Source organism: Paenibacillus alkaliterrae, assembly GCF_021532375.1.
In the GTDB taxonomy this organism is placed as follows: domain Bacteria; phylum Bacillota; class Bacilli; order Paenibacillales; family Paenibacillaceae; genus Pristimantibacillus; species Pristimantibacillus alkaliterrae.
Window position 1 is genome coordinate 1 of the sequence record NZ_JAKGAP010000044.1, and the last position, 14,585, is coordinate 14,585.

At 49.7% G+C, this 14,585-nt stretch carries 13 protein-coding genes and 1 riboswitch; all 13 genes read right to left on the bottom strand.

Annotated features, from left to right (window positions below; genetic code table 11):
• Nucleotides 1-153: 153 nt before the first annotated feature.
• The 13 genes from L1N85_RS17900 to metA all read right to left on the bottom strand — a co-directional run bounded on the left by L1N85_RS17900 (nt 154) and on the right by metA (nt 14,187).
• Complete coding sequence (locus L1N85_RS17900; protein ID WP_235240423.1) at nt 154-1,833, bottom strand: S1C family serine protease; 1,680 nt, start codon at nt 1,831-1,833, stop codon at nt 154-156.
• 186 nt (nt 1,834-2,019) lie between these two features.
• Nucleotides 2,020-2,433: a YugN family protein gene (locus L1N85_RS17905; protein ID WP_235240424.1), complete on the bottom strand. Its 414-nt coding sequence runs from the start codon at nt 2,431-2,433 to the stop codon at nt 2,020-2,022.
• Nucleotides 2,434-2,501: 68 nt separating this feature from the next.
• Nucleotides 2,502-3,167, bottom strand: a complete 666-nt coding sequence (locus tag L1N85_RS17910; protein ID WP_235240425.1) for a response regulator — start codon at nt 3,165-3,167, stop codon at nt 2,502-2,504.
• Nucleotides 3,164-4,198 carry a sensor histidine kinase gene (locus tag L1N85_RS17915; RefSeq protein WP_235240426.1) on the bottom strand — a complete coding sequence of 345 codons (1,035 nt, stop codon included), beginning with the start codon at nt 4,196-4,198 and terminating at the stop codon, nt 3,164-3,166. The genes L1N85_RS17910 and L1N85_RS17915 overlap by 4 nt, the downstream gene beginning before the upstream one ends.
• Before the next feature lie 6 nt (nt 4,199-4,204).
• Entirely contained in the window at nt 4,205-5,119 is a 915-nt protein-coding gene (liaF, locus tag L1N85_RS17920; RefSeq protein ID WP_235240427.1) for a cell wall-active antibiotics response protein LiaF, read from the bottom strand.
• A 319-nt stretch (nt 5,120-5,438) separates the two neighbouring features.
• Complete coding sequence (locus L1N85_RS17925) at nt 5,439-5,588, bottom strand: hypothetical protein (RefSeq protein WP_235240428.1); 150 nt, start codon at nt 5,586-5,588, stop codon at nt 5,439-5,441.
• 59 nt (nt 5,589-5,647) lie between these two features.
• A complete protein-coding gene (locus L1N85_RS17930) occupies nt 5,648-6,187 on the bottom strand; it encodes a 3D domain-containing protein (protein WP_328285240.1) in 540 nt (179 codons plus the stop codon).
• Nucleotides 6,188-6,248: 61 nt separating this feature from the next.
• Nucleotides 6,249-8,186 carry a threonine--tRNA ligase gene (gene thrS / locus L1N85_RS17935; protein ID WP_235240429.1) on the bottom strand — a complete coding sequence of 646 codons (1,938 nt, stop codon included), beginning with the start codon at nt 8,184-8,186 and terminating at the stop codon, nt 6,249-6,251.
• 445 nt (nt 8,187-8,631) lie between these two features.
• The gene (locus tag L1N85_RS17940) at nt 8,632-9,564 is read right to left on the bottom strand and encodes a putative sporulation protein YtxC (protein ID WP_235240430.1); all 933 of its coding nucleotides are present in this window, start codon (nt 9,562-9,564) and stop codon (nt 8,632-8,634) included.
• 127 nt (nt 9,565-9,691) lie between these two features.
• Nucleotides 9,692-10,828 carry a cyclic dehypoxanthinyl futalosine synthase gene (gene mqnC / locus L1N85_RS17945; RefSeq protein ID WP_235240431.1) on the bottom strand — a complete coding sequence of 379 codons (1,137 nt, stop codon included), beginning with the start codon at nt 10,826-10,828 and terminating at the stop codon, nt 9,692-9,694.
• 74 nt (nt 10,829-10,902) lie between these two features.
• Entirely contained in the window at nt 10,903-12,075 is a 1,173-nt protein-coding gene (locus L1N85_RS17950; RefSeq protein ID WP_235240432.1) for an aminotransferase class I/II-fold pyridoxal phosphate-dependent enzyme, read from the bottom strand.
• Between the two features lie 3 nt (nt 12,076-12,078).
• Nucleotides 12,079-13,242: an aminotransferase class I/II-fold pyridoxal phosphate-dependent enzyme gene (locus tag L1N85_RS17955; RefSeq protein ID WP_235240433.1), complete on the bottom strand. Its 1,164-nt coding sequence runs from the start codon at nt 13,240-13,242 to the stop codon at nt 12,079-12,081.
• Between the two features lie 27 nt (nt 13,243-13,269).
• A complete protein-coding gene (metA, locus tag L1N85_RS17960) occupies nt 13,270-14,187 on the bottom strand; it encodes a homoserine O-acetyltransferase MetA (protein ID WP_235240434.1) in 918 nt (305 codons plus the stop codon).
• Between the two features lie 100 nt (nt 14,188-14,287).
• A riboswitch (SAM riboswitch) is annotated at nt 14,288-14,395 on the bottom strand.
• Nucleotides 14,396-14,585 lie beyond the last annotated feature (190 nt).

Here is a 14,585-nt window from a genome sequence, read left to right on the forward strand (position 1 = left end):
GACACCCTTGCTCTTGGCTAGTGGTTGGCAACTACAAGCCCCCACAGTGGACTTTCACCACCTAGTTAATCGCCATGCGTGGCGCACACAAAAAACGCAGAGCCTGCTGACACTCTGCGCTTGTTTCTAACGATCAATCCGCCGCTCTATCAATTATTCAGCGCCAAACGTATTTTTATCGCCGATTTCGACTTCCAGGTCCATTGCCGTTCCTTTACGAACGACGTTCAGTTGTACCTTGTCGCCGACTTTTTTCGCTTGAATTGCGTCAATTAAAGCCTGCGTATTACTATACTTATTGCCGTCAATGCCTACGATAACATCAAACTGCTGAAGCTCGGCCAAATAGGCTGGTGAATTATAGTATACATTGCGAACGATGGAGCCTTCAACCTTCTCCATGCCTAGCTGCTTCGCAATGTCCTCCGTTACATCCTGAAGCTCTGCACCGATAAACGGAGCCGCAGGCTTCGGAATGGCTTTGTTATTTTTCAGATTATCCAGCACTTCTTGGATCGTGCTCGTCGGAATCGCGAAACCGATGCCCTGCGCCTGCGAGCTTACGGCCGTGTTGATGCCGATTACCTCTCCGTTCACGTTAAGCAGTGGACCGCCGGAGTTGCCAGGGTTAATGGAGGCATCCGTTTGAAGCAGGTGCTTGTAATTACGCTCGCCCTGCGTATCTTGAATGTCGATCGGGCGTTCCTTTGCGCTCAGTACCCCAACCGTTACGGTATGGTCGAAGCCGTACGGATTCCCGATAGCGATGACCCAGTCACCTATGTCAATGCTATCCGAGTTGCCTAGCGGAAGCGTCGGGAACGCCTTGTCGCCCGTTACTTTAAGTACAGCCAAATCCAATTCAAAGCTGGAGCCCAGCAATTCAGCGGTGAACGGTTTTTCATACCCTTGAACGATAACCTTGATTTCATCGGATTCGCCGACAACATGCTGATTCGTCAAAATATAGCCCGTCGATTCGAAGAAAAATCCTGTGCCGATGCCCGTTTGCTGCATTTGCCCTTCTTGATTTTGCTGGCCTTGGTCAGGCTGCGCAGTGCCAGGATAATCATCGCCGAAAAATTGCCGGAAAAACGGATCATCCAGCAAACTGCTTCCGCTGCTGCGTTTTGCCGCGTTTACGAAGGTTTCGATTTTGACGACAGCCGGACTTGCCGTTTCGAATAATTGGGCAATATTATCCGGTCTAGCCGCAACCGTGGCAGCGGAGGAGCTGCCGCCCGCAGCGGAAGAAGTGGATCCCACTGTACCCGATGATTCCGTCTGAGAGGTCGTCACTTGTTCGGCTCTGGTAAACCAATTACGCGTATCTGCCGTATACATAAGCCCGCCAACCAAGACAACACCCGCAAGAAACGAAGCGAAAATGGCTTTAAAGGAAGTACGGCGCGGCTCCCTGACCTGCCACGAGCCCTTCGCGGACTGCTTCGATGGCATAAAAGACCGGACTTGGGATTGCTGCGGCCTAGGATGAGCCGCTTCTTCCGACAGATAACGGTTCTCTCTCTCCGGCTCGCGAGGATACGCGGCAGATGAATTTTCATGAGCTATCGTTCCGTATGGCTGATCCTGAATGATTTTAGGCTGCTCCTGTGAGCTTGATCGGCCTATGCCCGCGGTCTCATCCTGCGAGTTAGGTTTAAACGGACCGTAAGAATAGTAGTAAGATGGCTTCGAGGATTGCTCTTGCGATTCAGGAGAAGCTTCATACCGAGAGCTTGCGTCGTTGCTCTCCTGTTCAGATGCGTCTTGACCTTCCCCGGATTTGCGGAAAAAATCGTCGAACCCCTTTTTGTTGTTTTGATCGTCCATGTACGTTCTCCTCCTTGAAACTTATTCCATAAGGCATTCGAAGCATAATCTCCGATTGCGTATAAGTTAATTTAGTTCTATCATGCACATTCTACCTTAAAACAAACTTAAAAGGAATTTAAACAGAAATAAAAAAACGTCCCAAATCGAATTTGGGAACATTTCTTAACTACTTATTTGGCGAAATCAGCTTGGAAAAAGCTGCTCCGTCGCATTCAGCGCTTGTTTGGCTTCCTCGATCCAATGAGGCTCAACCTCGGCGTCCGCATTGGAGGGCGATTGAAATTGATCGAATAACGCCCCCGCTACGCGAACTGATGCTTCCGGATCATTCCCTTCCCGATATTCGTGCTTAAGCACATACGGTGTCCCGAGCCTTATTAACGCTTCGTTATCCGTTGCTTCGTTATCGATATTGCCGTTTGTGACCTCGAAGGGGATACGCAGCCATACCTTATGCGCTTCATCAAGAGGCCTGTCAAAAAAGCCTTTATCATAATCCCAGTTGCCGCCCAGTGTGAAATGCTGCGTCTCCAGCAGCTGCAACGTATCAATAAAGTGCTGTTCCCGTGACTCTAGCACGGACGAAATAGGTATCATGGCGGTTACTCCTTTATGCTTGCGATCAAGTTATTTGCTAGTACGTAGTATACCCGGCCGTTTCTTGATTATGTACGATTCGCCCAGCCTTTGCGATGAGCCAGCACCGCCAGCTGCGTTCGATCCTCCAACTCGCATTTCATTAAGAGATTGCTCACATGTGTTTTGACCGTTTTTACGCTTATATGGAGCTCCTCGGCAATTTCTTTATTGGATTGGCCGTCGGCGATGAGCAGCAGCACTTCCTTCTCCCGCTCCGTCAAACCTTCGTCTCCAGATTGGGCTGTACGCTGACGCAAGCCCCTCGTTAGAGCTTGAGAGACATCCGCCGTCATGACCGGCATGCCTTTAAAAGCGCCGCGTATTGCGTATATCAGCTCTTCCGCGGAAACCGTTTTGAGTACATAGCTGACCGCCCCCGCTTCTATAGCTCCGTAAACCTTATCATCCTCCAGAAAGCTGGTCAACATAACGATTTTCATATTCGGGTACTTAGCCATGATCGCTCTCGTCGCATCAATTCCGTTCATCCCGGGCATCATCAAATCCATCAAAATAATATCGGGGCGCTTCTCAGAGGCAAACGTTGCCAGCATCTCGATTGCCGCCTGTCCATTGCCAGCTTCAGCCATAACGAGAAATTTCGGCTCAAGCATCAAATAGGTGCGCAAGCCCGTTCTTACCATATCGTGATCATCCACGATCATGACTTTTATTAAATCCGTTCCGCTCATTGTTCCTGCTCTCCCCGCAACATTTTTGGAATCGTTACCTTCACTCTGGTACCGCCTCCCGGCTTGCTCCAAATTTCCGCCGCACCGCCCAGCTTTTGCGCCCTCTCCTGCATGGTCGATAGCCCGTAGGACCCGCGCTTCACCTCATCTGCCTTAAAGCCGGCGCCGTCATCCTGCAAAATCATGACAATCTGCCGTTCGTTCTCGGAAAGCGTCAGCGTGCAGCCGCTGGCTCTTGCATGCTTTACGATGTTGGCCATCGCTTCCTGCGCAATCAGAAAGAGCTGATGCTCCTTCGCCTCGGACAATCGCTCCTTCAGACGCCATTCCAACTCTCCTTGAAGATTGTTCTGCCGGCAATAATCCGGAAACCATTTATCCAGCGCTTCATAAAGCGTCCGCCCCTCCAGCTCCATCGGCCGTAATTGGGCAATGAAATTCCGCATCTGCTTCTGCGCCAAATTAGACATTTGAACAAGCTGCTCCAGCACCGAATCGGCTCGTTCGCTGTCAACCTGCTGAAGCTTAGGAAGCGAGGAGGCGCACATATGGATCGCGAACAACTGCTGACTCACCGTGTCGTGCAAATCCCTGGCCAGCCGCTTCCGCTCCTCCAGCACAGCTGCTTCATTAGAGGCCGATTCCGTCATGACATACTCCTCGCCCCTCATTTGCAGCCATTTCATCTTCTCTTCCATTTGCTCCGCGAGCTCATTGAATTCGCGATAAACCTCAATAAAGGAATTATGGCCGCCTTCTGTTATACGCACGCTAAAGTTGCCATTGGACGCTTGCTTCAAGGAAAGGTGCAGCGTATCGATCCGGCGTCCGATTCGCTGCGCCGCCCAGTAGCCGAAGCCCGCACTTACAAGCAGGAAGACGGAGGCGGCCCAAAGGCGCACTTCCGTCTGTCCGGTTTCATGCATTAAACCAATCCAAGCGGTGCCTGCGAGCACGAGCGATACGACCGACGCGATAACGAACATCCCGATCAATTCCCATTTGCCGCTCCTTAATAATCGAACCATCATGCCCACTCACCCTACCTTCGTAACACGGACATCGCCGATAAAGGTGCTGACGATGAGCTTAATCTTTTTGTCCGATTCGGCATAAAGAGGAGATTGTATATTGATGTTATTGAACATGCCGCCTTCCTTGCGGCCGAGCACCTTCACGTCGCCGATAAAAGCGCTGGATACGACCTGCACCCCGACCTCAAAATCATTAGGCACGTACACCTTCACATCGCCAATAAAAGATGAAATGCATATCTTTGTTTCTCCCGGCGCAACCTGTGCCTTCGTCAAGTCAAGTACAGTATCGCCGATAAAATGGGATACGTTAAGCGGCTTCAAGTCCCAATAATCGTGCCCGATATGAATATCGCCGATAAAACCCGATCGCGTCTGTACATTGGAATCGCTTTGATTCCACCATTCCACATGCTCCTTGTGATGATACTTCTCCGCTTCGCTTTTCTCTTTTTTCAAATAAATCGGCGTCTGGGTCGGGTCAGGATGCAATGGCGGCGCGGGAGGCACCGATCCTTGATCCAGAAACGGACGGTAGGATTTCCAATCATCCGCAGGAGGTTGATTGCGGCGTGATTTGGGACGCCAAATGAGATTGATGCCGACTAAAATAACGGCAACAGGCCAAATATAAGAAATGATGTCGCCGATCGACCATGAAAACCATTCGAGATTTCGTCCCAGGAATAAAACGCCTGCGAGCAGCACGATCGCACCCCACCAGCCTGAACCGGATCCATGCGACCTTCCTGACAGCAGCCCGCGAATACCGACGACAAGAAGTATGACTGGCCAAAAGCTGGAAATGACCTCTCCTATATCAAAGGTGACATGACCCGTTTGCCGAAGCAAAAATAATACACCGACCGAAATAATGACTAATCCGGTGAACAACCGATTTGCGAAATTTCCATTCAAGCCGCTCCAGCTCCTTATGCTTCCATTCGATGTTTGATAAATCAAGTATAACGGACGTCAACCATTCGCAAAAGGGACGGTCGATTGAAATCGAATCAGTCTCTAGGGGCTTGACACCATATGGGCCGTTTTGACAGCATCGCAGTCATATCGATCGTTTCCGGAGCCGTGGCGGAGCGAATAAACTTCCGGGCTTACATAAGCTATCTAAAACTGGTTTGAAAACTGTTTTTTAACGGTTGAAGCTTTCGAAAATTAAAAAAGAGGAACCAATAGGTCCCTCTTTGCGTCAATGCTATTCATGCAGATAAAATGGTTTTTACTTTTGAGCGTTTTGCTGAGCCGTATTTGCAGCTTGTTTGCCTGCGGCATTGTTCTGGTTGAACTCTTCAGCGAATTCAGCGTTGAACTGATTATTTTGGTTGTTTTGATTGTTTTGAGCGGCTTTGTTGTTTTTGTTTTTAGCCATTAGATTCACCTCCCCGTTCATTGATAGTATGGCTTTGTAATGGCTAATTATACGACCGTTTACGATTCCAGGTACGTCTGAGGGATCGGTTTTCCGGCTTCGATTGCCTGGTTTATTTTGTTCAGCCACGCTTGTGACAGCTTACCCGTTCCTTTGCGTAAAACCTCAACGTGTACCGTCCGTTTGCCCCACTGCTCATAAACCTGCTTTATGGTTTCAAAATATAAATCGATGCGATTTCCTTTTATAGCTGAGCCAGTGTCAGCTACGACACCATAGCCGTAGCCGGGAATATAAAGCAAGGTGCCGATCGGAAACAGCTTTGTATCGGCCGCTATCGTCGATACTTGATCCCTTCGCACCTTTACTCCCGAAAACGTAATTCCGTATTGCGGATGTCCGGGACGCTTGCCCGTCGATTCGACGCCGGCTGTGTAGCCGGTGGCGATCACCTCGACGGTATCGGTCTTTTCTTGCTTCGGAGCTGCTGCAGCTGTGGCTGTGGCTAAGCAATCCGTTATATTTAAAGCGATGACGATAACCGTTAGGAGCAGCAAAACAGTTATACCTTTTTTCATTACAAAAAAGCTTGTTACCATCTGGGCTACTTCCTCCTCAGAAGAATAATGCCCCGATGGCACAAGCTTTATGCGCCGATTTCTATTGTTCTTTTTCTGTGATTTGTTTCAGCAGCAAAGCAATGAGCTCCTTTACAGGCATCGCTCCAATATCGCCTTCGCCGCGTTTCCGAACCGAAACGGCTTCTGCATTCATTTCATTCTCGCCTACGACAAGCATGTAAGGCGCCTTCTCCAGCTGTGCCTCGCGAATTTTGTAGCCGAGCTTCTCATTGCGCAGGTCGCTCTCTACACGGATGCCGCTCACTTGAAGCTCGTCAGCCACTTTACGCGCGTAAGCCTCATATGCCGTCGATACGGGAATGACTTTCGCCTGTACCGGCGATAACCATAATGGCAAAGCACCTGCAAAGTTTTCAAGCAAAAATGCAGTCATTCTCTCCATCGTGCTTATGATGCCGCGGTGGATAACGACCGGACGATGCTTTTTGCCGTCATCGCCGATATATTCAAGCTCGAAGCGCTCCGGAAGCAGGAAATCAAGCTGCGCAGTAGACAAAGTCTCTTCCTTGCCGAGCGCCGTTTTGATTTGAACGTCAAGCTTAGGCCCGTAGAAAGCCGCTTCGCCTTCGGCTTCGAAGAAAGGAAGCTCAAGTTCTTCAACAACCTCGCGCAGCATACGCTGTGACATTTCCCACATTTCGTCGTTTTGGAAATACTTCTCGGTATCCTGAGGATCGCGATAGGACAGACGGAAACGATAATCCTTGATTCCGAAATCCTCGTATACTTTGCGGATCAAATTCACAACGCGCGCGAATTCATCCTTAATCTGGTCGGGACGGCAGAAGATATGAGCATCGTTCAGCGTCATTGCACGAACGCGGTGCAAGCCAGTGAGCGCGCCCGACATTTCATAGCGATGCATCGTGCCGAGCTCGGCAATCCGTACCGGCAGGTCGCGATAGCTGCGCATATCGCTCTTGAATACCATCATATGGTGAGGACAGTTCATCGGACGGAGAACCAGCTCCTCGTTGTCCATAATCATTTTCGGAAACATATCCTCGCTGTAGTGCTCCCAGTGGCCGGATGTTTTGTAAAGCTCCACATTTGCCAGCACAGGCGTATAGACATGCTCATAACCGAGTCTTTCCTCAAGATCAACGATGTAGCGTTCCATCGTCCTGCGCAGCTTGGAGCCGTTCGGCAGCCATAACGGCAAGCCTTGACCAACCTCGCGCGAGAATGTAAACATTTTCAGCTCGCGGCCAAGCTTCCTGTGATCCCGCTTCTTCGCTTCCTCCAAGAAATGCAAATGCTCGTCAAGCTGGGCTTTCTTCGGAAATGCCGTGCCGTAAATGCGCTGAAGCATTTTGTTCTTCGAATCGCCGCGCCAATACGCTCCTGCAACGCTCAGCAGCTTAAAAGCTTTGATCCGACCTGTGGATGGTAAGTGCGGACCGCGGCAAAGGTCAAAAAACTCGCCCTGATCATACATCGTAATGACGGAATCCTCAGGAAGATCGCGAATCAGCTCAAGCTTCAGGTTGTCATCCAGCTCCTTAAAGATTGCCAGCGCTTCCTCGCGGCTTACCTCGCGGCGTCGGATATCCAGATTTTGCTGCGTAATCTTATCCATTTCTTTCTCGATCTTCACGAGATCCTCAGGCGTTAATGATTGCTCCATATCGATATCGTAATAGAAGCCGTCCTCAATTACCGGACCGATTCCAAGCTTTACATTCGTGTTGCCGTATAGACGTTTAATCGCTTGCGCCAATAAGTGGGCCGTACTATGACGATATACCTCAAGACCGTCAGCCGATTCCACCGTAACGATCTCGATCGCTGCATCAGCGTCAATTGGCGTATAAACATCGACTACCTTCCCGTTTATTTTACCGGCAATCGCATTTTTTCGAAGACCGGTACTGATCGAGCCCGCTACTTCTTCAATTGTTGTGCCTGCCGCATACTCCCTAACTGCGCCGTCTGGCAAAGTGACTTGAATAGCCATGTTCATTCATCCTCCTGTTTGTCTATACGCGAATCCATTCCATTCCTGCGCCGCAAGCATAAAAGAACGCAAAAAAAGCACGCATCCCTAAAGGGACGAGTGCTTGTAAGCTCGTGGTTCCACCCTGCTTCGACTGCGCCGTTCAGCCAAATGCTTGCTCTTTGCAGTCCTTGTATGCTCTGATAACGGAGAATTCCGGTACAGCTTACTGCCATTGCGATCTCGTGAAAAGAAAGCCCCGGGTTCAACCGTACAGCTTCAAAGGGGTACATCTGCATACGCTATGGAAGGAAATCACAGCCAAGTTTCCTCTCTCTGAGCCGAGCATCAAAGCAGACACATGTCTTTGTCATAGCCGATTACATCGTATATGTCAATCATTATAGCTCCAGTTGCAGCTTCGGTCAAGACTATGGCTGCAAATGACCATTTTGACCAATTTCACTTAAGGCTGAACAAGCTCATCCAGACTGCTGCTGCAGGAAACGCAGCGCTCGCAAACCGTGACGCGCTGGTCAAATATCGTCTCGATCGTGCGTATCACTTGCATGTCGGCCTGTCTCGTATGAATCGTAATATGCTTCGGTGATACTGAAATAAGCGAGCTAATGACCATATCCTCAATATTCATTTCCGATTCAAGCATTTCTGCGACTATCCGATCCGATGGCGGATTCGGGTCAAGCGGCTGAAAGGCCTCATCATAGAGAATAAAGTCGTGCCCTCCTTTATGAAGCAAGTGAACCATTTGAATCTTCGTATCTTGGAGAAAAACAAAATATTTCAACAGGGAAATAAACTCCTGGTATTGTTTATCCAGCACATATTCATCTAATGCGTACTCCACGACCTCCGCTAGTTCTTTGCGGTAAGGCTTTAACCGAAAGTTTGTAAATCCTGCAACATTGAGCTCCGTATGGCTCTGTAAATACTCCTCGACCTCAACCGCTACCTTTGCCTTACGTCTCAGTCGGTCTGCATCCAAATATTTCGTACCTAATCCGTCCCACTCTTTTCCATGAAGCAGGTCATGGCAGTATCGTTCGAGCTCATGTGAATCCGCCCCCGAATGATTTCGGTATTTCCTGCGAATGATGGAAGAGAGCAGGCCCGCCTCCATCTCGCTTACCACAAATTTAGCAATTGCCTTTGACGCTGCCTTATAGAGCACAGGACCATGATCTTTCAGCTGAAAATGAGGTAAAACGGCTTGGCATTGAATATCCAGCCCGGATACGTTTTGAAATTGAGCCAATGCCGGTTGTTCTGTAATTGAGCCCTTATGTAAATCGACGTTCGCTTCTTCCGTCAACCATTTTGTTAGCTTATCCACCGAATGCCGGAGGTTTTCAGGTAAAGAAATCGTAAACAGCTCCATAAGCTCACCCCTTTCCTTCCTTATCAGTATATGGTGCCGCGAACGGGGATATACGATGAAGAGATTGGAATGTAAGGGGCCAGCCATGGATTATTGATAGATAAGTGTTGCAGTTGCTTGAACAAACTTAATTTTGCATCACAAAATCGAGATCAGCCTTATCGGCATCATTGTACACCTTTAAGATGTTATATTTTGTGTCCCGCTGCGCAGGAATTTTGCCGCATTCGCGGATAAGCTGAAGAATAAGTTCAATGTTTACTTTGTGCGTCGTACCCGCCGCAGATACGACGTTCTCTTCGATCATCGTGCTTCCGAAATCGTTGCAGCCGTAGGAAAGAGACAGCTTACCCATCTCCGGCCCCATCGTCACCCACGATGACTGGAAGTTCGGTATATTGTCAAGCATAATGCGGCTGGCCGCGACGATGCGCAAATATTCCTCCGGCTTCGCCTTCTCCAGCTTCAAATTCGTATTATCAGGCTGAAACGGCCAAGAAATAAACGCCAAGAAGCCGGTTGAGTCATATTTGTTCGCCATGCATTCATCTTGGGCATCGCGAATGCGTTGCATATGAAGCGCGCGTTCTTCTACGGTCTCTCCTAATCCGTATACCATTGTCGCCGTTGTATTCATGCCGTGACGGTGAGCGGATTTCATGACATCCATCCAATCCGTCCAAGAGCCCTTCAATCGGCTGATTTTGCGGCGCGTGCGGTCATCCAATATTTCCGCGCCGCCGCCAGGCAGCGAATCCAGTCCCGCCTCATGCAGCTGCTTGATTACCTCATCAAGTGAAAGCCCGTCGGATACGACCTTCATTTTCTGAATTTCGGCAGGCGAGAAGGAATGCATCGTTATGCTTGGAAATTGCTGTTTAATTTTGCGCAGCAGATCCAAATAGTACGTGAACGGCAAATCCGGATTCGTGCCGCCTTGCATCAATATTTCGGTACCGCCTACGTTCACCGTTTCCTGAATTTTATTTAAGATCGTCTCATCCGGCAGCACATAACCTTCCTTGGAGCCCGGAGCGCGATAAAATGCACAAAACCTGCAATACACATCGCAAACATTCGTATAATTGACATTTCGTCCTACCACGAAGGTCGTAATCGGCTCAGGATGATGCCTAAGCATAATCTGATTGGCGACATGGCCCATCTTCTCGATTTGATCCGAAGCGAGCAATTCCATGCCCTCTTCAAGACCGATCCGTTCCCCCCGCAGTGCTTTATCCAAAATACGGTCTAACGTACCCATTCCGCAAGACCTCCTTAGTTCCGTTCTAGTAGAGCTGTCTACCACTTCATCCTAACATAAATCGCCTTTGCAAGTCACCCGCGAAGCGCCTGATCCAGATCCTCGAGTAAATCCTCAATATCCTCCAGGCCTACCGAATACCGAACCAAACCATCCGTGATGCCGCGCGCATGACGGACTTCCTTTGGCATCGCCGCATGCGACATCATGGCCGGGTATGAAAGAATACTTTCCACTGCGCCAAGGCTCACCGCCACCAAAGGCAGCCGGACCTTGCTAAGCAATGACTTTGCCCGCTCGCCGCTCCCTACATCGAAGGATACAACTGCGCCGTAGCCCAACGACTGCTTCTCATGGATCGTACGACCAGAATGACCGTCTAAACCGGGATAAAATACGTTCGTCACGTCCTCGTGGTTCGACAACCATTCCGCCAGTCTGCGAGCGCTCCGCTCGCTATGCTCCATCCTTGCCTGCAGCGTCTTCATGCCCCGCATAAGGAGCCATGATTCCTGTGCGCTAAGCACTGAGCCAAGCCCGTTTTGAAGCTGCTTCAACCGTTTTCCGAGGCTTTCGTCCGCAGTTACCGCCAATCCCGCCAGAACATCGCTGTGGCCGCTCAAAAATTTCGTTGCGCTGTGCAGCACAATATCGACGCCATGCTCTATCGGACGTTGATGATACGGCGTCATAAAGGTGTTGTCGAGCATCGTTAACAAACCGTGATCCTTTGCCCATGACGTTGTTTCTGCGATGTTCGTAATCTTTAGTGTCGGATTCGACGGTGTTTCCATGAAGACTGCCTTCGTATTCGGCTTCAAGGCAGCCTTTACCGCTTCAAAATTAGTCATATCGACAAACGTAGATTCGATCCCGAGCCGATCCAGAATCGAGGTCAGAAGACGGTAAGTGCCGCCATAAACATCCTCCGTTACAATAACATGCTCCCCCGCGGACAGCAGCAGGAAGGCGGTCGAGATAGCAGCCATCCCCGAAGCGAACGCAAAGCCGCGCGAGCCGCCTTCAAGCAGCGCAATATAATTCTCAAGCGCCTGCCGGGTAGGGTTGCCGGAGCGGCTGTAATCGTACTCCGGCGGGCTGAAAATATCGTGATGATGAAACGTTGAAGCTTGGAATATGGGCACGCTTGAAGCGCCTGTAGTCTCGTCAATTTCTGCTCCGAAATGCAGCAGCTTCGTAGCAAAACGCCGGTCAGACGCTTTCCCTTTACGGTTATCTTCGGTCATCTTCTATTGTCCCTCCCCGATCTCGCGCTTGGCAGCGGCTAACGCTTGCTCCAGATCCGCGATTAAATCGTCGGCATGCTCGATGCCGACCGAGAAACGAAGTAAACGATCGTCCACGCCGATCGCCTGGCGAATTTCAAGCGGAATGTCCGCATGCGTTTGTACCGCCGGGTAAGTCATTAACGATTCCACGCCGCCAAGGCTTTCCGCGAACGCGATCAGCTTAATGTGGCGAAGAATCGGTTCCACGTAACGCGCATCCTTCAAACGGAAGGAGAAAATACCGGTATTGCCGGACGACTGCTTATTCTGAATGTCATGCCCCGGATGATGCGGCAGCGCCGGATAATAGACATCCTCGACTGCCTCGTGCTCATACAAATAATTAGCGATCGCCGTTGCGTTATACTGATGACGCTCCATGCGCAAGGCCAGCGTCTTCATCCCTCTCATCAGAAGCCAGCAATCCTGCGGTCCCAGTACGGCTCCAATGGAATTGTGCAGGAAAGCTATTTCCGCGGACAGCTCTTTTCCCTTCGTGACAATTAGTCCGGCCAAAACATCGTTGTGGCCGCCCAAATATTTCGTGGCGCTATGGATGATGATGTCGGCGCCAAGCTCTATCGGACGCTGGAAGAACGGCGTTAACAGCGTATTATCAACGATGGTCAGCAGCCCTTTGGATTTCGCCCATGCGGACACGCGCTCCAAGTCTGTTATCATCATTAAAGGATTAGTCGGCGTTTCGATTAGGACCGCCTTCGTGCTAGGAGTCAAAAGCGATGTCATCGCATCGATATCATTCGTATCCACATAAGAGGCGGTTACGCCGAATCTCGACATGATCCGCTCAAGCAGCCGGTAAGTGCCGCCGTACAGATCAAGCGATACAATTAAATGATCGCCTTGGCTGAACAGAGTGAATATCGTTTGCAAGGCGGCCATGCCGGAGCTGCATGCGAATGCTGCATCTCCCCCCTCTAATTGCGCCGCCGCTTCTTCAAGCACCGAGCGTGTCGGGCTTTTCGTGCGGGCATAATCAAAACCTGTACTCTGTCCCAGCTTGGGATGGCGAAATGCGGTTGCCTGATAAACGGGAAAGCTCACCGCTCCCGTAACCGGCTCCTTGATTGAGCCGATTTGCGCCAAATGACTTTCGATTTTCATATGATTGTAGCACTCCCTCGATTAGTGTTATATGTCTGCCCCTAGATCAAACGGCGTTTGCTGATATACATAGTAGTTTAGCCAATTCGAAAAAAGTAAATTTGCATGGGCGCGCCATGTCGACAATGGCAATGCGGCCGGATTATCTCCCGGGAAATAGTTCCTGGGAACGTCTATTCGAAGTCCTTTTGCCTTATCGCGGTCATACTCGAACTTCAGCGATGTCGGATCATATTCCGAATGACCGGTTACGAATATTTGACGGCCGTCCCTGGAGGCGACGATATAGACACCCGAATCTGCCGAATCAGATAAAATTTCCAACTCTTCATTCGACTCGATATCCTCGCGGCGCACCTCCGTATGGCGGGATTGCGGCACAAAAAACATCTCGTCGAAGCCGCGCAGCAGGTTAACGTTTCGTTTCTCGATCGTATGCGGAAATACGCCGAACATTTTGCTGTCCAGACTATATTTGGGTACATCGAAGTGGTGGTAAAGTCCCGCCTGCGCCGCCCAACAAATATGGAAGGTAGATGTTACGCGCCTTGCGCTCCAATCCATAATTTCCTTCAGCTCTTCCCAATAGTTCACTTCCTCGAAAGGCAAATGCTCCACTGGCGCTCCCGTAATGATGAGCCCGTCATAATATTCATGCGAAATATCATCGAACGTTTTATAAAAGGACTCCAAATGCTCCGCGGATGTGTTTTTGGACGTATGCGTTCTAGGGTGCAGCAGCACCACCTCCACTTGAAGGGGGGTGTTCCCGATAAGCCGGAGCAGCTGCGTCTCCGTCGTTTCCTTGGTAGGCATTAAATTCAGAATGGCTATTCTGAGGGGCCTGATATCCTGATGGTAAGCAATGCTCTCGTCCATGACGAAAATATTTTCGTTGCTTAAAATTTCTTTTGCCGGTAAGTTGTCTGGTACTTTAATGGGCATTGTTTTCACTCCTCTTTAGGCAGGTTGACCGCTTGAACAAGAAAAAGACCCTTTCTGCTGTGAGAAAAGGTCGTATGCTCGGTAAAGAAGCCATCCGCCTCTCTCATCTCTCAGAAACATAATCGTTTCCGCAAGAATTAGCACCGTGCTTAATACGCCGGTTGCCGGGCTTCATCGGGCTAGTCCCTCCGCCTGCTCTTGATAAGAAAGTAGTCTATTCAATTTTTCGCGGTTATTATTATTTTTTACTTTAATGCATTCTGTTATTCGCGTCAAGAAGCTACTTTGCATATGCTGAAGACATGGGCATTAAACGTTGTTTTCAGGCTTGAATGTAAAGCTGATGCGGGAGTATACTAGACAATAATTATTCCGCCTATTCCATAAATAAAGAGGTG